Raw genomic sequence first — 17,759 nt, forward strand, 5'->3', positions numbered from 1 at the left:
CTCCGGATGTTTTTTCTCAAGGAGGGCAAACATATTTTGATGGATGTTTGATCGCATACGATTCGTTTGCCAGCAAAATTATTGGACGTTAAAACCGAGGCATAGACGTGGTTGGCTGAATGCTTACGTTAGCGGGGAAGAAATGAGCTTACCCCTGGTGAGAGTTGTTCGTTCTTCTGTTAATGGCTGAATAATATGTCTTACCAATGGTATCAACCAAAGGCAGATTATAGGATGGCTTCTTTATCACACCTGTATTTCGAAGGTCTTCCAACAGGGCTTCAAAATCGTTGAATCTGTTTTTTTCAGTAGGTTTTGATAACTCTTTGGACTTAACTTCAGAAAGCTTTTGAATTAATAATTCCATCAGATGAAATTAAATAAATTTACGAGAATGAAGAAAGACCTCAGAGCCACTTCGTAAGATGTATTGGCAAATCAAATCATTGTACTGTCTTATTAATGGTTTAAGGATCAAGTCGTTAGAGTAATCTTCAATTTCCAGCTTTAAAATGTTTTTTAAGGCAAATAGACCTATTGACCGTCCATGAGAATGCCAGATCTTGTTATTACCTAAATCTCTGGCTATTTCTGTAGCTCGTTTTTCTTTTTCATCCTGGGTTACTGGTTGTCCTTTTTTTAAGGGGTTGGTCCGGTGGAAATTCCAGTTTTTGAATTTGTATTTTACAAGCCATTCTTTTAGTAAGGCTACAGTGAGGTCTCTTGCTTGTTCATGTCGCCTTAACATAGCAAGGTCTTGCTGCGTTAACATAACTAACTCCGCCTGCGATAGTCTGTTATTTATGGATTTTTCAATAAGCTCTTCAACTTTATCAAGATAGCCTAAGGCTGGTACCCAGGTTGTTCCGTTAAACACCTGGGGGTCTATTGGTCCTAATGAGGATGAATAATCCATGAATATTTTATCTCCCGACATACAAAATATGGTCCCCGCAGAATATGCTGAATCTGGAATAATAAAGAAAACCTCCTTATAGTGATGCCTTGTGATTTTTACTAATTTTTCAACAGTTTCTGCACTTCCACCTGGCGTATTTAACATGATGCAAAGTGTGTCATTTTTTATTTCGTCTGACTTTAAGTCTTCGATGAAATCTCTAAATGGCTTTTCTAATGAATCTGCAATTGGTCCATAGTAAAATATTACATCAGCATGTAAGTGTTTTTCTAGTTTGTCAAGTCGCTCATTTAGAATTTCATGTAATGTTGAATCAAATATTGGTTTCATTAGTTCATTTTAATAAAACTAATGAGCTGCTTTATTTTAATCCACCGTGAAAACGCCCTAATTGAATTTGTTTTTTATCCCCTCATTCGCATTAACTTAGTACCTCAACCTGTTCAACTACCTGCATTATGGATATCTTCCTTGAAAAGGATTACAATACACTTTCCACCGCCGCTGCCAAACACTTATTAACCCTGGCGCGCAAGAAGCAAACACCCCTGCTCTGCGTGGCTTCGGGTGATAGTCCGGCCGGATTGTACCGCGAAATCATTGTTCAAAAAAATGGCACTGAAACAGACTCCTGGAACTTTGTCGGACTTGATGAATGGCAGGGCATGAATGCTTCGGATGAAGGTTCCTGCCAATGGCATCTTCACCAGCAATTGTTTCTGCCGCTGAATGTGGAGGCCAGTAGGATCTGCTTTTTCGATGGCAGAGCTGCTTCGCTCGAAGAAGAATGCCAGCGCGTTGATCAGTTTATAGCCGACCACGATGGTATTGATATCGCAGTGATCGGCCTGGGCTCCAATGGACATATCGGGATGAATGAACCGCAGCGTAATCCAACCTTAACCGCACATATTGCTGAACTGGATACTTCCACCATCAAAACTGCGCAGAAGTATTTTTCTACAGAAACAATCATCACGGGCGGACTCACGCTTGGCATCGCCTCCATTCTTTCCGCCAAGCATATTTTTCTGATCGTTTCGGGTACGCATAAAGCTGCTATCATCAAACAGCTGATGGAATCCGAACCCACCCCCGCATTGCCGGTTACCTGGTTGAAGAACCATCCCAATGTGTACCTCTACCTCGATGAAGCCGCAGCCAGTGAATGGAAAAAATAACCCCATGCGCAACCGACAAATTGGAATCGATATTGGTGGTACCGGCATGAAAGCCGGCATCGTGGAAAATGGCCGCCTGCTTCAAAAGATCGAAGAGAAGGTGCTGGCAAATGGCAGCGCAGATGAAGTAGTGGATCAAGTGAAAGGTTTGATTCTTCGGTTAGGCCTGGACGATATATCAGGTATCGGTATTGGAATTCCCGGATTGGTGAATCCTGTTACAGGTGTTGTTTATGATGTGATGAATATTCCGGCCTGGACAGAACTCGATCTCAAAGGCCTGCTTGAAAAAGAACTCGGAAAACCAGTAGCTCTGAACAATGATGCCAACTGTTTTGCTGCCGCGGCCTTTACCCTGCGTACACTCCGGGAGCGGACCTCTTTATTAGGTGTTACCATTGGTACCGGGATGGGCACCGGCATTATTTGGGAAGGCAAACTGATATCCGGACTGCACGGTGGTGCAGGAGAATTCGGACTGATTGAATACCGCGATCAGAATATTGAATACTATGCCAGCGGCCGGTTTTTTGAAAACGTATACGGACTAAACGGCCTGGAGGTTTATCAGAAAGCTATGCAGGGGGATCAGCGTTCACTGGATATGTATGCCGAACTTGGTTTTCATTTTGGCAATGCTGTCAAAACCCTGCTCTACGCACTGGATATAAATTATATTATTTTGGGAGGCTCTGTAAGCGCTGCCTGGCCCTTGTTCCGGGAAGCCACTCTGCAACAGGTGGGCGATTTTGCCTACCGCCAGGCCAGGGAAAGCCTGGTGATTGAAACTGTGCAGGAGATGGATGCCGGTATCATTGGCGCAGCCGCCCTGGTTACTTTATAACATACACATACATGCGAAACGTACTTTTTATTCTGCTCTGCCTGCCTTTCGGCTTACTGGCACAGCAGCCAACCAGCAGTGAATTGTCCCGATGGGAAAAACAGGCTGATAACACCACTATCATCCGCGATAAGATGGGCATTCCGCATATCTATGGAAAGTCGGATGCCGATGCTGTATTTGGATTGCTCTACGCCCAATGCGAAGATGATTTTGCACGGGTGGAAATGAATTATATTGAAAAGCTTGGGCGATTGGCAGAGGTGCAGGGAGAGAGCAAACTCTATGATGATCTGTTAATCCGGCTGGTGATTGATGCCGAAGCAGCGCAACGTGATTATGCGAAAGCACCGGCCTGGTTGAAAAAACTCTGTGTCGCGTTTGCGGATGGGATCAACTATTATCTCTATAAAAACCCCCAGGTAAAACCGGCCCTGCTAACCCGCTTTGAACCCTGGTTCCCCATGCTGTGGACAGATGGCAGTATTGGTGCGATTACTACGGCTGATATCACGCTGAAAGAGCTGGCCAGTTTTTACGGTGATGCATCTCCGTTAGTTGCTGCAAATTCGGAACCCCATCGCGATATAACAGTTAATCAAACCTTCGAACCATTCGAAGAACCCCTTCCCACCGGCTCGAATGGATTTGCTATTGCGCCTGCCAAATCCGCCAGTGGCAAAGCAATGCTCTATATCAATCCGCATGTGAGTTTTTATTTCCGTCCCGAAGTGCATATGGTTTCCGAAGAAGGCTTGAATGCTTATGGGGCGGTTACATGGGGACAGTTTTTCATCTACCAGGGCTTTAATGAATACGCAGGCTGGATGCATACTTCCTGTTATGTGGATGCCGCAGATTCCTATATTGAACAAGTGGAAAAGCGTCCGTATGGATATGCATATCGCTATGAAGGAAAACTTCGTCCTGTCAAAACCAAACCGATTACCATTCGCTATAAAACAGCTGCGGGATCAGCAGAGAAAATTATCACGGCCTACTTCACGCACCATGGTCCTATTATGGCGAAGCGCAACAATCAGCTCCTCAGTATGAAAGCGGATAACCGCCTGCTTGAAGGAGTGATTCAATGCTGGCAACGTACCAAGGTGAAGGGACTGAAAGATTTTACCAAAACACTGGATCTGAAAGGAAATCTCTCCAACAGTACGGTATATGCTGATCGGGAAGGGAATATCGCCTACTGGCATGGGAACCGGATTCCGAAAAGAGATCCTGCTATCGACTGGACAAAACCTGTTGATGGCACAACAAAAGCAACCGAATGGAAAGGATATCATTCCATCAATGAAACCGTGCACATGGTGAATCCTTCGAATGGCTGGCTGCAACACTGCAATAGCACTGCTTTCCAGATTGCGGGTAGCAATAGTCCGGATCCAACACGCTTCCCTGCCTATATGGCCCCTGATGGTGATAATTTTCGTGGAGTCAATGCCGTTAGGGTGCTTTCCAATCTTGACAAACTTGATATGGATGCACTCATCAAAGCAGGTTATGATCCCCGTCTCGCTGCATTTGAGGAATTGATCCCGGAATTGGTGAAGGCATTTGATGCACAACTGAAACCTGCTGATACCTTATATGCCTGGCTGGCCGGACCAATCGCTGTGCTGCGCAACTGGAATTACCAGGTGGATACTGCATCTATTGCTACTACAATGGCCGTGGAATGGGGACAGCGATTGCTGCCTGCCATCATGCGTGCAGGTCCTCAGGATGGCAAACCCCTGGACCTGGTACAAAAGACCCGTGCCTATATTTCGGGTACTCCTCAGCGTGAGATGCTGCAGGCGCTTTACCTGACCCTACAGGATCTTCAGCAGCGATACGGCAAATGGCAGCTCGCCTGGGGGAATATCAATCGCTTCCAGCGCATTTCGCCGGCGATCGATTTACAGTTTGATGATAGCAAAACCAGTTTCCCGGTTGCCTTTGCTTCCGGAACCTGGGGAATGTTGCCATCTTATAACAGCCGGGTTTTCCCAGGCACCCGGAAGCGCTATGGGGTTCATGGCAACAGTTTTATCTGTGCGGTAGAGTTTGGTGAGAAAGTGCGCGCCAAAGCCCTGCTTGCAGGTGGTCAAAGTGGTGATCCGGCCTCCCCGCACTTCAGCGACCAGGTGGAAGCTTACAGCAAGGGCCAGTTCCGGGAAGTGTTGTTCTATAAGGAAGATGTGGAAAGGAACGCTGAAAGGAGCTATAAGCCGGGGAGGAGGTGAGACGTCAGATGTGAGACGTGAGAATGGAAGAATGGAGACGGGAAACAGGAGACGGGAGGCGGGAAGCTGGAGGCAGGAGAAGGGAAGAAAGGAAACAGGAAACGGGAAACTCTGGGCTGAATTCACACCGTTTGGGGGCGACGGAGCGGTGAGAATGGTTAAGGCTAAAAATAAATTTAGGCTCATCTAATTATTCTGGATGATTTCTATTATTTTTATACGCCATGAAGCAACTAGAACAATTCCTAACCGAAATCGGGCCTGTATGGGCGGCCCTTATAGCAACTACTTTTACCTGGCTGGTGACTGCCGCCGGCGCCTCCCTGGTATTCTTTTTCAAAACGATCAAACGCAGTGTATTTGATGCCATGCTCGGCTTTACGGGCGGGGTGATGGTGGCTGCCAGCTTTTGGTCCCTCCTGGCCCCCAGCATTGAATATTCAGAGAAGCTCTACCCCGATTTTCCCTGGATGCCCGCTGCAGTTGGCTTCCTGGCAGGAGCCCTCTTTATCTTTTCGCTCGATAAATTCATGCCCCACCTCCATATCAATTTTGGAGAGGATGAATCAGAGGGGATGAAAACCAAATGGCATAAAACCACCCTGCTGTTATTGGCCATCACCCTACACAATATCCCAGAGGGACTTGCTGTTGGTGTGCTTTTTGGGGCGGCTTCCATAGGAGTTGGAGAACACCTGATTCCTGCTGCCATCGCCCTGGCTTTTGGTATCGGTTTGCAGAACTTCCCGGAAGGCATGGCGGTTGCAATGCCCCTGCGCAGACATGGAGTGAGCAGGGCCAAGAGTTTCTGGTATGGCCAGCTCTCCGCAATCGTTGAACCGGTTGCCGGTGTCCTGGGTGCTGTTGCTGTGATTTATATGCAACCCGTTTTGCCCTTCGCCCTGGCTTTTGCAGCCGGCGCCATGATCTATGTGGTAGTAGAAGAAGTGATCCCTGAAACCCAGCGCGATAAATTCACTGATGTAGCAGTTCTTGGGTTTATCGGTGGCTTTGTGGTGATGATGGTGCTGGATGTGGCCCTTGGGTAACATTTATCACGCAACCGCGACTCCCAATTCCTGAACTTTGGCTAAATTCAGTCGCTATGATCAAATCTTTTATTCAAAGAAACAAGCTGATGTTATTGGGAGTTCTCCTCGGAGGAATCGCAGGATATCTCTACTATCATTTTATCGGGTGTGTGACCGGCACCTGTGCCATCACTTCCAAACCAGTGAACAGCACGGTTTATTTTGCAGTGATGGGAGGGTTGTTGTTTAGTATGCTGAAGAAAAGTGAGAAGTCAGACGTGAGAAGTGAAAAGTGAGACGTCAGATGTGAGACGTGAGACGCATGGAAGGCGAACCACCGGAAGACGAACCACTGGAAGACCAAACACTGGAAGACCAAACACTGGAAGACCAAACACTGAAAGAATAATCACTGAAAGAATAACTAAGTATGAAACAACTCACTATACTGGCATTCCTGCTGCTATCAGTTTTTACTAGTGCCATAGCACAAACAGGAGAGCCGAAGCATAAGCTGGTGATGCAACTAAATACCAGTGATACCCTCATCTGGAAGGGACTTATGAACAACCTCAAAAACCTCAAAGCAGGTTGGGGTGATTCGGTGAAAGTGGAAGTGGTGGTGCACGGTCCGGGTGTGCAGTTTATGATGAAGGATAAAACTACCCAGGCCGATAAGATCGCACAATTCAAAAAAATGGGTATTGACTTCGTAGTGTGCGAAAACACCCTCCGAGAACGCAAGGTTTCCAAAGATCAACTCCTACCCGAAGCAGGGTTTGTAAAAATGGGAGTAGGTGAAATAATTTTGAAACAGGAGGCGGGCTGGAGCTATATAAAGCTGTGAAAGGTGAAAGGTGAAAGGTGAAAAGTGAAAGATCGTGAAACGTGAAAGGTGAGAAGTGAAAGGAGAGACCCTTCTTTCACTTTCTCACCTTTCACAATTTTTCACCTTTCACTTTTCACCTTTCACTTTTCACCTTTCACTTCAAACGAGCATCGTTGAATGTATCCCCCTGCCTGATATCCCCCGACTCATATCCTCTCTTAAACCAATACATGCGTTGCTCCGATGTGCCATGTGTAAAAGACTCGGGAACGATATAACCCTGGGCCTGTTTCTGTAACCGGTCGTCTCCAATTGCATTCGCAGCGCGTATGGCTTCCTCAATATCATCGGCATCCAGCAGATTCTTATTAGCTGTATGATGCGCCCATACCCCCGCCAAAAAATCAGCCTGCAATTCCAGCATCACCGAATACTTGTTGTACTCCTCCTGGCTCACCTGCTGACGAATTTGCGCCAGCTTCTGTGTAGTGCCCAATAAGGTCTGGATATGATGCCCCACTTCATGCGATACCACATAGGCCATCGCAAAATCACCTGGCGCCCCAAAACGCTGGGAGAGTTCATCGTAAAAGGAGAGATCAATGTATAATTTCTGATCACCCGGACAATAAAATGGTCCACTCGCCGCACTCGCAGATCCGCAGGCCGATTGTACGGCACCACTAAAGAGCACCAGGGTCGGCTCCCGGTACTGTGATCCATTTTCAGCAAACACTTTATTCCACACATCCTCGGTTTCTGCCAGCACCACTTTTACAAATCCGGCCAGCTCATCCTCCCGCGCCTTGGCCTCTGCACTCATCGGTGCACTGCTGCCCCCCGGTGCCTGCAATTGTGAAACATCCACATCGCCACCCAAAAACAAGTTGAAAAGCAGAGCAATGATGCCCAGGATTCCACCTCCAATGGCTACCGGTCCGGCCATGCCGCGACGATCTTCTACATTTCCGCTTTCGCGTCTTCCTTGCCAGCGCATAGATTGTTTTTTACGAACAAATTAAGGAGAAATCGCATACGAATTGTGACGAGCTTTGAATATTTTATAACGCATTTCAACGAAGGCGTTTGGTTACAATTGAATATTTTTAGCACTTTTTAGAAAGAACCAACATGAAACAACTGAAATGGTATTTTGCCCTTTCGATGTGCCTGTTTGCATCGATTGCCACTGCCCAGCCCCTTCAACCTGTAGAGTATGTGAACCCGTTGATGGGCACCCAATCGCTGTTTAGCCTCTCCAATGGGAATACCTATCCCGCTATCTCACGCCCCTGGGGCATGAATTTCTGGACCCCTCAAACCGGGAAAATGGGCGATGGATGGGCCTATGTGTACACCGCTGATAAAATTCGTGGCTTCAAACAAACCCATCAGCCTTCTCCCTGGATGAACGACTATGGTCAGTTTGCCATCATGCCGGTTACCGGATCACTGGTCTTTGATCAGAATAAAAGAGCCAGCTGGTTCTCGCATAAAGCAGAAACCGTATCTCCTGATTATTACAGCGTTTACCTGGCTGATTATGATGTGACGACCGAAATCACTGCCACCGAAAGAGCTGCACAGTTTCGGTTCACGTTTCCCAAATCAGATAGCTCTTTCCTCGTGATTGATGCGTTTGATAAAGGCTCCTACGTGAAAATTCTCCCCAACGAAAAAAGAATCATCGGTTATACAACCAAAAATAGCGGGGGAGTGCCCGCTAATTTCAAGAACTACTTTGTACTCGAGTTCGATCAACCCTTCACGTTAGCTTATACCTGGCACGATTCGGTACTGGTGAAAAATCAGTTGGAGATGAAAGCCGATCATGCCGGCGCAGTGGTTGGTTTTAAAACCTTAAAGGGACAAAAAATCAATCTGAAAGTAGCGTCTTCTTTCATCAGTGAGGAGCAGGCCCTGCTCAACCTGCAGCGTGAAGTTGGAAAGGAATCCTTTGATCAAACGCGCCAGGCATCCCGCAAAATCTGGAATGAAACACTTGGTAAAGTGAAAGTTGAAGGTGGTACCGATGAACAACTGCGCACCTTTTATTCCTGCCTCTATCGCACGGTTTGTTTCCCGCAGAAACATTATGAATACGATGCGAACAATAAGATCGTGCATTATAGTCCGTATAATGGAGAAGTGTTGCCCGGCTACATGTATGCCGGTACTGGTTTCTGGGATACGTTCCGCGCACTCTATCCCTTGCTGAATTTGCTCTATCCTTCTATCAATAAGGAAATGCAGGAGGGACTCATCAACGATTTCAAAGAAGGTGGTTTCCTGCCTGAGTGGAGCAGTCCGGGTTTCAGAAATGTAATGGTGGGCAATAACTCTGCTTCTGTTGTTTCCGATGCCTACATGAAAGGACTTCGCGGATACGATATCAATAAATTGTACGAAGCACTTTTGCATGGTGCGAATAATGAAGGTCCGTTGGATGCAGTGGGCAGAAAGGGAGTAAGCTATTACAATGAACTCGGTTATGTTCCCTATGATGTAAAGATCAATGAGAATGCAGCCCGCACGCTGGAATATGCTTACGATGATTTTACTATCTGGCAACTGGCAAAAGCATTGAACCGTCCGAAAGAAGAAATCGCCTTGTATGAAAAGCGTATGCTGAATTATCGCAATCTTTTTGATCCTGAAACCAAACTGATGCGCGGTAAAAACAAGGATGGCAAATTCCAGGCGCCATTCAATCCCTTAAAATGGGGCGATGCGTTCACTGAAGGAAATAGCTGGCATTATAGCTGGAGTGTGTTTCATGATATACAGGGACTCATCAACCTCATGGGAGGCGCCAATACCTTTGTCAACATGCTCGACTCCGTATTTGTGATGCCACCCCTGTTTGATGACAGCTATTATGGATTTCCGATTCATGAAATCCGCGAAATGCAGATAATGAATATGGGACAGTATGCACATGGCAACCAGCCCATCCAGCACATGCCTTATCTCTACAATTATGCCGGTCAGCCCTGGAAAACACAGTATTGGGTGCGCGAAGTAATGAACCGCATGTACAAACCAACTCCGGATGGTTATTGCGGTGATGAAGACAATGGTCAGACTTCCGCCTGGTATGTTTTCTCCGCGATGGGATTTTATCCTGTTTGTCCGGGTACCGATCAGTATGTGTTGGGAACTCCCTTATTTAAAAAGATGACCCTCCAATTGGAAAATGGAAAGCAGTTAACGATACAGGCTCCTGCCAATTCCGCTTCCAACAAATATGTTCGCGAAATCAAATGGAATGGAATCATCAATCCAAATACCTACCTGAAACACGGAGACCTGATGAAAGGTGGATCACTGCAGTTCAGCATGCAGGCAACTCCGGATAAAAAAAGAGGAACAGATAAAAAGACCTTCCCTTATTCTTATTCTTCAAACTAACAAACATGGCAAGCAGAAGAAAATTTATACAACAGAGTGCGGTAGCAGCAGCAGGATGGGCCCTCTTGCCCTCCACCTCCTGGGCGATTGGCAGCAATGGGTTTGAAAGCAAACGGCCACCCCTGGCCGAACGTAAGTTTAGCAGCGAGGCAGTAGAAGCAACGATCCAGCGCGTGAAGAAGCAAATAGCAGATCCGGAACTGGCCTGGTTATTTGAAAACTGTTTCCCTAATACGTTGGACACTACCGTTGAGTTGGAAATCATAAATGGCAAACCTGATACTTATGTGATCACCGGTGATATTGATGCCATGTGGCTGCGCGATAGCACTGCGCAGGTGTGGCCTTATCTGCCTTTAATCAAAGAAGATAAAAAACTGCAGACCCTGATCGCAGGTGTGATCAACCGACAGAAACATTGCATTCAACTTGATCCGTATGCGAATGCTTTTTATAAGGATGTAACCAAGGAGAGTGAGTGGAAATCTGATATCACAGCCATGAAACCGGGTATTCATGAACGTAAGTGGGAGATCGACAGCCTTTGTTATCCCATCCGGCTAGCTTATCATTATTGGAAACTTTCAGGTGATACTTCCGTGCTGGATGCGGAATGGGTGAATATTATTCGCCTCACTGTGAAAACGTTTAAAGAGCAGCAGCGTAAAAATGGGGATGGCCCGTATACCTTCCAGCGTACTACTTCCTGGGCTACGGATGGGGTGCCACTCAGCGGTTATGGATACCCGGTAAAACCAGTCGGACTGATCTGCTCTACGTTTCGTCCCAGTGATGATGCTACTTTATTTCAGTTCCTGATCCCTTCCAATTTCTTTGCAGTGATCAGTTTGAAGCAGGCGGCTGAGATCCTGAACACCTTAAAGCTGAATGCAGCGCTGGCAGCAGAATGCACGGCGCTTGCTGCTGAAGTAGAGAAAGCCTTACAGCAATATGCGGTGGTGAGTCACGCGAAATTTGGAAAAGTTTATGCATTTGAAGTGAATGGATATGGAAGTTTTCATTTGATGGATGATGCCAATGTGCCGAGTCTCTTATCGCTTCCTTACCTGGGTGCAGTGAAGTCGGGTGATCCGGTGTATGCAGCTACCCGCAGGTATATCTTATCAACCGAGAATCCCTTCTTCTTCAAAGGCAAGGCGGCAGAAGGAATTGGCGGTCCGCATGGTGGGAATTATACCATATGGCCGATGAGTATCATCATGCGCGGAATCACTTCCAATGATCCGGCTGAAGTGAAAAAATGTCTGCAGATGTTGAAAGCTACGCATGCGGATACCGGTTTTATGCATGAAGCTTTCCATAAAGATGATCCCACCAAATTCACACGTAGGTGGTTTGCCTGGGCGAATACCTTATTTGGAGAACTGGTATTGCATACGCATAAAAAATATCCGGCTATTCTGGCTGCTAAACTCTAACTCAGCTGTCCAGCAAATCGGGCCTTTTTTGTTCGGTTCGTTGGACAGCCTGTTCATACCTCCATTCATCTACTTTTTTCAGATCACCGCTGAGCAGGATTTCGGGCACTTTCCAGCCCCTGAAATCTGCGGGTCTTGTATATACAGGAGAGGCCAGCAGGTTATCCTGGAAGGAATCTGTGAGGGCGGAGGTTTCATCGTTCAGCACCCCGGGAAGCAATCTTCCAACAGCATCTACCACTACTGCTGCTGCAAGCTCTCCACCACTGAGTACATAATCGCCGATGGAAATTTCCATGGTTACAAAATGATCCCGGATACGCTGGTCGATACCTTTATAATGTCCGCATATGATTATTAGGTTGCCCATCAGGGAAAGGCGATTGGCGATTTTTTGAGAAAATCGTTCACCATCCGGGGTCATGTAGATTACCTGTTCATAGGGGCGTTCGGCTTTTAATTGTTCAATTGCTTTGGCCAGGGGCTCGCACATCATCACCATTCCGGCTCCTCCACCGTATTGATAATCATCCACTTGTCCGTATTCATTCACTGCCCACTGGCGCAGGTGATGCACTTTCACTTCCAGGATGCCCTTGGTTTGGGCCCTTTTCATGATAGAGTGATTCAACGGACTTTCCAGCAATTCCGGCACTACCGATATGATGTCAATTCGCATTTGGCAAAGATATTGGTTACATTTATCAACTTTGCGGCAACGAAGCTGAGGGACCCAAGATTATGCATCGAATACTATTCATTTTATTGTTGGTGGCATGCGGACTGGCTTGTAACAGAGCAGATGATCCGCTGCCCAAAATCAGGCTCACTTACAGTGATTCCTTGTATTTCAAAGTGCCCGGTACGGCACTGTCCACCGATCCTGTTACCAGGCCTGCGGAAGCCGGCTATTTTAAAGCCATTCCATTGGGATTGGATATCGACAGTTTAACCGGTCGTATTAATATCACTGAAAGTGAAGGTGGTATCCGTTATAAAATATTCTATATCAGCGACGACCAGGAAACCGTGCTTGATAGCGCCAAACTGGTAGTTTCGGGTATTGATTACCGGGATAGTATTTACAATCTGTCTACAGCCGGCCTCTTATTTGCAACGCCTATTTACAATGCAGACCCTACGGCTGTTTTGCCTTGTGCGGATGATGACGATGACGATGATGATGATCCAACCAACCCGGATGATGACGATAACGATTGTGAGTTTGATGAAAAAGATACCGATGATGATGGTGATGATGATCTGCCCGGGGTTAATGGAGATGGCTGCAAGGTAGATGTGGACAATGGTGTGATCGACCTGGCAGGCAGTTTTGCTGATGGGTTCCTGGGTAACAACCCAACCAATGGAACCACCCGCGATTTTGAATTCTTCTATCGTATAACGGATGCCAGTAACCGAAACCTGCAGGCTATCACCGTACGCTTTTATTATTACAATACAGCTGCTGATATCCCTGCCAGTCTGAGATCTGAACTGGGTAACAGAGATGCTCAGGCGCGGGATGTACTGATGCGCAATCGGGATCGCTTTATTCAGGCTTCCCTGATGGCCACTACCGGATTTAATAGGAGTGAAGACCTGATGCGCCTGGCCCGCGATATTACGAGTCGCCCTAAAAGACCCCCAATCATTATACTGGTAGGCCGGTAAGCCGGGAGATTTTGTAGTTTCGGGACTCCGAAGAAACATGTCAAGACGTTTCCAGTTATTTGGAGTCCTGTTGTTGTTGCTGCTGATCTGGAAGGGATTTTCCCAGTCGAATCTGCAGGCAGATGAGCCTGCGTACTGGTATAAGGAGGCTGAAAAAAACTATGCAGCCGAAAATCCTACCCGTACTACTGATAGTATCGCATTGGCTGCCTACGAAAAGGCGATTCAGTTGTTCCTGCCAACTGCACCACGCGATGCAAAAACCGGTGATGCCATCATCAAGCGAGGCAATATCTTCCAGGGGCAGCGTGAATATGCCAATGCACAGAAAGAGTATCATCGGGCAATGGACTGGTTCCGCAGTTATGGTGCTGATAGCCTGTTGTTTTACCAGGCCAGTTTACACCTGGGTTCCAATTTTTACTATACCTATACGATTGATAGTGCCCGTTATTACCTGGAGCAGGCAGCACGATTGGCGTTGAATCATGCTGATTACCCCGACCAGGATGTACTCTATAATTCCCTGGGTGCGCTGTATTTTCAAAGTTCCAATTTCCTGCAGGCAGCTAATTATTTTGAAAAAGCCAGGATGCTGCTGGATCCGGCTGCTCCTGAATACCGGGAGACCTTTCATGGGTTCTCCAATAATATCGCCTTCTGTGAGTCGGCATTGGGAAATTATGAAGAAGCACTTTCGATTTACCGGCCCCTGTTGAAAGATGCCTATCTTAAAAACCGGGTTATTCAAAATATCGGGCATCTCTATTATGAGAAGAATGAACCGGATAGCGCACTTAGGTATTTTCAACAGGTGGTTCCCAATGCCACCAATGCCACGGTTCGGATGTACCAGGAGATGGCAAGAATTTACCTGGACAAGAACCAACCTGATCAGAGTCGGGGTTTACTTGATAAAGCGGATAGCCTAAACCGTTTGCTGGGTGAAAGTCCCAGGGAGAAAGCAGTTAACCTGCTGCTCAGAAGCCGGCTTTTGGTAAGCAGGCAAAATTACCCGGAGGCACTGCAGTACCTCGAAAAAGCAGCCGCCGGAATCAATGAAGACCTGGCTCCGCTTGTTTTGTTTGAGATCCAGGAACAAAAAAGCGGGATTTACCTGGTGCGGCATAAGCAGACAAAAACGACAGAAGACCTGAAAGCCGGTGCTCTTGCTTTACTGAAAGCCATTCGCCTAGCTTCCTATATCCGCAGCAACTACGATAATGATGAGGCGAAATTATTTTTTAACCGAAGCAGGGAAGCGATTTACTGGAAAGCAGCTGAAGCTGTGTACAACTGGTATGCACAAACGAAAGAGCAGGAAGCGCTGGAATCTTTTTTCGAACTGGAAGAAGCATACAAAGGTTCTGTTTTGAATGACCAGTTGCGCCAGGCGAGGGAACGTACTGCTATCAATCCGGCGCAATCGCCTCTGCTTGCCAGGGAATTTGAATTGAGGCAAACCCTGGCATATTATTCCTCGCTGCTCAATACCTTGACGGAGCCGGATGAAAAGCAGCGGATTGAGCAAGAGCTGATTTCTACCAAAGTTGCATTATCCCGTGTGCAGCAGGAGTTGAATGCAGGTTTCAATGAAAGGAGCCTGGAGGATTCGGTATATAGTCTTTCTGTTTTTCAAAAGCGATTAGCAGGCAAGCAGGCTGTGCTGAGTTTTCTGCAGACGGATGCTGCTTTATTCCGCTTTTTGATAAGACCTGGCACTATACAATTGGATCGGGTACCGGTAACAGTAGGGCTAAGAGAGAAAGTACAACATTTCATCAGTTCCCTGCATAGCCAGCAGGAAGGAGTGCGTTACCAGGGAAACCAGGATGGTTATTATTTATACCAGGTATTAATGCAGCCACTGGAAGGAGAGCTGAAAAAACTGGAATCCTGTACTATCCTAGCGGATGGCTTTCTGCACCTGGTTCCATTTGAAGCCTTGCCGGTAACGGAGGCGACTAACCACTATTTGTTGCAGGACCTTACCATCAGTTATCATCTTTCCTTTGACCAGGTATATCAACAGCGTAAACCTGCAATAGCGAATGGGAAGGATAGTTCCTGGATGAGTTTTGCGCCCTACGCGGAGGAGGATCCCTTAATCAGAAAAACCGGGTTGGCGGTGCTGCCTTTTTCTGCCAGTGAAACGGGAAAGTCGGACAGTGAATTGACAATTGTAAAATCGGAAGCTACCAAAGCAGCTTTTCTGAACTTGGGAGGCAGTAAAAAGATACTGCATATTGCGAGTCATGCTGCAGCCAACAGGGAAGGCAATGGAGATTCCTGGATCAAGTTTTATCCGGAGCAACCGGATTCAGTTTTAGGGTACACCCTGTTTCTGCCTGAGATCTATCCGTTACCACTCAAAAATACAGAGCTGGTCATCCTGAGTGCCTGTGAATCGGCCAGCGGCATTGCTGCTTCCGGTGAAGGATTGCTGAGTTTGTCGCGGGCCTTTTTATATGCTGGTTCCAATGGAGTAATTGCTTCTCTTTGGAAATCGGAGGACCTGGTAACGGCCTACCTTATCCGAAAATTCAGGGAAGGCATCAGTGCCGGACTACCGGTAGAAAGGGCCCTGCAGGAAGCCAAATTGCAATTGTTATCCGATCCTGAAATACCGGTTCAGTTTAAACAACCCAATTATTGGGCGCACCTGGTTTATATTGGTAATTGTTCTCCTGCTAAATCAATGGCGACCTTTTTCTGGTGGCTGTTGGGAGGAGCAGGAGCAGTTGTGCTATTGGTTTATTTTTTACGCAAAAGAGCTTCCAGGTCTTCCAGCTGAGCTGCCTGCACTTTTTCAAAATACAGGTGTTGCTGATCCTGTTTGATGGCCCTGAACAATTCCAAAGCTTTGTCAGTAGCTCCTGCTTTCAGGTAGGCGAGTGCTCCGTAAAACTGGGCTTCATCGCGAAAAGCAGGTGATGCTGTATTATCCTGGATGCGTTGAAAGCTCAGAGAAGCAGCCGTCCATTTTTTCAGCTCCATATAACTGAGGCCTGCATAAAAATGAGCACTGTTATCAACTGGTTTGGTAGCTTCATAGGCAGTAACTAATTCCTGGTAAGCGCCTTTTTTGTAAAGTGCAGTCAGGTCATCAACACTTTCCTGTGACCGGAAAACCGGTGCCTGGTAAGGCTGATACATATCAGCATAGAGCTGGTCTGCATTCATCGTATTGCCGGACTGCCAGAAATAGATACCCACCGCCAGCAACAGGGAAGCTGCCATACCAATCCATTTGAGCCGGCCCATCCAAATCAGTTTCTTGTCGGCATGAATGGAGTTGTTTTCATTCAGGAACTGCTCGTGCAAGATTCCTACCTGCGCAAGGATAGGGGCCCTTTCAAGAAAGGACTGGGCAGCGCGGTGGAGCTGGATTTCCTTCTCCAGTTCCTGCTCATTTAATGCGGGTACCTGCTTTTGAAGCCAGTCGCGGGTAATGGTACCTGCAGTATACTCATCCAGCAAATGATCTATGTGTAAATCAGGATTCATGGGCATCCAGGTTTTTGAGGTGTTGAATTATGGTTGGGTTTTTTGAGAGCATTTCTTTCAATGCTTTCATGCATTTGGATTTTTTATTTCGTAAAGCCTGCTCACTTGCAAAGGATACTTTATCCAATAACTCGCGCATCGATAGTTTTTCATAATAGAAACCCATCAGGATGGCTTTACATACAGAACCGATTGAATTAAAGAGCTGTAGCCAGGTTTTCTGCATTTCCTTATTGAAGATCCTGGCTTCGGTTGACTCAATGGTAGGGGAAGCCTGGTGAAATACCTGCTGCCGCCTGTTCCTGCGTTCGCTGCTCCGGATCTCCTCCAGCCAGAGGTTTTTGGCTATACCGAACAGGTAGGATTTGATACTGCTATCGCCCTTGAATTTACCTGCCCTTGCCGCCTCTATAAATACCAGGATGGATTCCTGGAAAATATCTGCCGCTTCCTCCTGTGCTGCCCCCTTGGTTCTCAAAAAGGCGGTCAGCATTTCAAAATAGCTGTTATACAGTTCCTTCACCGGCCGGTTGATATCTGCCTGCTGTAAGGCGATCACCAGTTCCATATCTGGTGTTCGCTGTTCATTTCCTCCCGATTTATACGCTATCTGCATCTTGATCCTGCTTTTTAATCTAACAACATGCTTTTACAATGGTTGAAAGAAGAGGCTGACTGTGC

The 17,759-nt window shown here is 46.8% G+C and carries 16 protein-coding genes; 10 read left to right on the top strand and 6 right to left on the bottom strand.

Annotated elements, in window-relative coordinates; translation table 11 throughout:
• Nucleotides 1-148: 148 nt before the first annotated feature.
• Together L0U88_RS06115 and L0U88_RS06120 are read right to left on the bottom strand one after the other, a co-directional pair.
• Nucleotides 149-367: a hypothetical protein gene (locus tag L0U88_RS06115; RefSeq protein WP_234864730.1), complete on the bottom strand. Its 219-nt coding sequence runs from the start codon at nt 365-367 to the stop codon at nt 149-151.
• 9 nt (nt 368-376) lie between these two features.
• Entirely contained in the window at nt 377-1,249 is an 873-nt protein-coding gene (locus tag L0U88_RS06120) for an SDH family Clp fold serine proteinase (protein WP_234864731.1), read from the bottom strand.
• Between the two features lie 128 nt (nt 1,250-1,377).
• Between L0U88_RS06120 and L0U88_RS06125 the strand changes: the two genes are divergently transcribed.
• The 6 genes from L0U88_RS06125 to L0U88_RS06150 all read left to right on the top strand — a co-directional run bounded on the left by L0U88_RS06125 (nt 1,378) and on the right by L0U88_RS06150 (nt 7,065).
• Nucleotides 1,378-2,100, top strand: a complete 723-nt coding sequence (locus L0U88_RS06125) for a glucosamine-6-phosphate deaminase (RefSeq protein ID WP_234864732.1) — start codon at nt 1,378-1,380, stop codon at nt 2,098-2,100.
• Between the two features lie 4 nt (nt 2,101-2,104).
• Complete coding sequence (locus L0U88_RS06130) at nt 2,105-2,944, top strand: ROK family protein (RefSeq protein ID WP_234864733.1); 840 nt, start codon at nt 2,105-2,107, stop codon at nt 2,942-2,944.
• An 11-nt stretch (nt 2,945-2,955) separates the two neighbouring features.
• Nucleotides 2,956-5,187 carry a penicillin acylase family protein gene (locus tag L0U88_RS06135; RefSeq protein WP_234864734.1) on the top strand — a complete coding sequence of 744 codons (2,232 nt, stop codon included), beginning with the start codon at nt 2,956-2,958 and terminating at the stop codon, nt 5,185-5,187.
• 224 nt (nt 5,188-5,411) lie between these two features.
• Nucleotides 5,412-6,236, top strand: coding sequence for a ZIP family metal transporter (locus L0U88_RS06140; protein WP_234864735.1), 825 nt, complete (start codon nt 5,412-5,414; stop codon nt 6,234-6,236).
• Between the two features lie 56 nt (nt 6,237-6,292).
• Nucleotides 6,293-6,514, top strand: a complete 222-nt coding sequence (locus L0U88_RS06145; protein WP_234864736.1) for a hypothetical protein — start codon at nt 6,293-6,295, stop codon at nt 6,512-6,514.
• A 134-nt stretch (nt 6,515-6,648) separates the two neighbouring features.
• Nucleotides 6,649-7,065 (top strand): DsrE family protein, encoded by a 417-nt coding sequence (locus L0U88_RS06150; RefSeq protein ID WP_234864737.1) that lies wholly within the window; start codon nt 6,649-6,651, stop codon nt 7,063-7,065.
• Nucleotides 7,066-7,201: 136 nt separating this feature from the next.
• Here the strand turns inward: L0U88_RS06150 and ypfJ are convergent, their stop codons facing one another.
• Complete coding sequence (gene ypfJ / locus L0U88_RS06155) at nt 7,202-8,044, bottom strand: KPN_02809 family neutral zinc metallopeptidase (RefSeq protein WP_234864738.1); 843 nt, start codon at nt 8,042-8,044, stop codon at nt 7,202-7,204.
• Nucleotides 8,045-8,178: 134 nt separating this feature from the next.
• On the opposite strand from ypfJ, the gene L0U88_RS06160 reads away from it, so the two are divergent.
• Nucleotides 8,179-10,458, top strand: a complete 2,280-nt coding sequence (locus L0U88_RS06160) for a GH92 family glycosyl hydrolase (protein ID WP_234864739.1) — start codon at nt 8,179-8,181, stop codon at nt 10,456-10,458.
• 5 nt (nt 10,459-10,463) lie between these two features.
• A complete protein-coding gene (locus tag L0U88_RS06165; RefSeq protein ID WP_234864740.1) occupies nt 10,464-11,897 on the top strand; it encodes a glycoside hydrolase family 125 protein in 1,434 nt (477 codons plus the stop codon).
• Between the two features lies 1 nt (nt 11,898).
• Here the strand turns inward: L0U88_RS06165 and trmD are convergent, their stop codons facing one another.
• Nucleotides 11,899-12,576, bottom strand: a complete 678-nt coding sequence (gene trmD, locus L0U88_RS06170; protein ID WP_234864741.1) for a tRNA (guanosine(37)-N1)-methyltransferase TrmD — start codon at nt 12,574-12,576, stop codon at nt 11,899-11,901.
• A 62-nt stretch (nt 12,577-12,638) separates the two neighbouring features.
• On the opposite strand from trmD, the gene L0U88_RS06175 reads away from it, so the two are divergent.
• The gene (locus tag L0U88_RS06175) at nt 12,639-13,571 is read left to right on the top strand and encodes a hypothetical protein (protein WP_234864742.1); all 933 of its coding nucleotides are present in this window, start codon (nt 12,639-12,641) and stop codon (nt 13,569-13,571) included.
• A 37-nt stretch (nt 13,572-13,608) separates the two neighbouring features.
• Nucleotides 13,609-16,365, top strand: coding sequence for a CHAT domain-containing tetratricopeptide repeat protein (locus tag L0U88_RS06180; RefSeq protein ID WP_234864743.1), 2,757 nt, complete (start codon nt 13,609-13,611; stop codon nt 16,363-16,365).
• Here the strand turns inward: L0U88_RS06180 and L0U88_RS06185 are convergent.
• Together L0U88_RS06185 and L0U88_RS06190 are read right to left on the bottom strand one after the other, a co-directional pair.
• Nucleotides 16,326-17,078, bottom strand: a complete 753-nt coding sequence (locus L0U88_RS06185) for a tetratricopeptide repeat protein (protein WP_234864744.1) — start codon at nt 17,076-17,078, stop codon at nt 16,326-16,328. The two genes, L0U88_RS06180 and L0U88_RS06185, sit on opposite strands and share 40 nt — an antisense overlap.
• Nucleotides 17,068-17,694, bottom strand: coding sequence for an RNA polymerase sigma factor (locus L0U88_RS06190; protein ID WP_234864745.1), 627 nt, complete (start codon nt 17,692-17,694; stop codon nt 17,068-17,070). The genes L0U88_RS06185 and L0U88_RS06190 overlap by 11 nt, the downstream gene beginning before the upstream one ends.
• Nucleotides 17,695-17,759 lie beyond the last annotated feature (65 nt).

It is taken from the genome of Flavihumibacter fluminis (assembly GCF_021491375.1).
GTDB classification, from domain to species: Bacteria; Bacteroidota; Bacteroidia; order Chitinophagales; family Chitinophagaceae; genus Flavihumibacter; species Flavihumibacter fluminis.

Coding starts and splice junctions, on each gene's coding strand:
- L0U88_RS06115 (WP_234864730.1), bottom strand. CDS start 367: ATGGAATTATTAATTCAAAAGCTTTCTGAAGTTAAGTCCAAAGAGTTA.
- L0U88_RS06120 (WP_234864731.1), bottom strand. CDS start 1,249: ATGAAACCAATATTTGATTCAACATTACATGAAATTCTAAATGAGCGA.
- L0U88_RS06125 (WP_234864732.1), top strand. CDS start 1,378: ATGGATATCTTCCTTGAAAAGGATTACAATACACTTTCCACCGCCGCT.
- L0U88_RS06130 (WP_234864733.1), top strand. CDS start 2,105: ATGCGCAACCGACAAATTGGAATCGATATTGGTGGTACCGGCATGAAA.
- L0U88_RS06135 (WP_234864734.1), top strand. CDS start 2,956: ATGCGAAACGTACTTTTTATTCTGCTCTGCCTGCCTTTCGGCTTACTG.
- L0U88_RS06140 (WP_234864735.1), top strand. CDS start 5,412: ATGAAGCAACTAGAACAATTCCTAACCGAAATCGGGCCTGTATGGGCG.
- L0U88_RS06145 (WP_234864736.1), top strand. CDS start 6,293: ATGATCAAATCTTTTATTCAAAGAAACAAGCTGATGTTATTGGGAGTT.
- L0U88_RS06150 (WP_234864737.1), top strand. CDS start 6,649: ATGAAACAACTCACTATACTGGCATTCCTGCTGCTATCAGTTTTTACT.
- ypfJ (WP_234864738.1), bottom strand. CDS start 8,044: ATGCGCTGGCAAGGAAGACGCGAAAGCGGAAATGTAGAAGATCGTCGC.
- L0U88_RS06160 (WP_234864739.1), top strand. CDS start 8,179: ATGAAACAACTGAAATGGTATTTTGCCCTTTCGATGTGCCTGTTTGCA.
- L0U88_RS06165 (WP_234864740.1), top strand. CDS start 10,464: ATGGCAAGCAGAAGAAAATTTATACAACAGAGTGCGGTAGCAGCAGCA.
- trmD (WP_234864741.1), bottom strand. CDS start 12,576: ATGCGAATTGACATCATATCGGTAGTGCCGGAATTGCTGGAAAGTCCG.
- L0U88_RS06175 (WP_234864742.1), top strand. CDS start 12,639: ATGCATCGAATACTATTCATTTTATTGTTGGTGGCATGCGGACTGGCT.
- L0U88_RS06180 (WP_234864743.1), top strand. CDS start 13,609: ATGTCAAGACGTTTCCAGTTATTTGGAGTCCTGTTGTTGTTGCTGCTG.
- L0U88_RS06185 (WP_234864744.1), bottom strand. CDS start 17,078: ATGAATCCTGATTTACACATAGATCATTTGCTGGATGAGTATACTGCA.
- L0U88_RS06190 (WP_234864745.1), bottom strand. CDS start 17,694: ATGCAGATAGCGTATAAATCGGGAGGAAATGAACAGCGAACACCAGAT.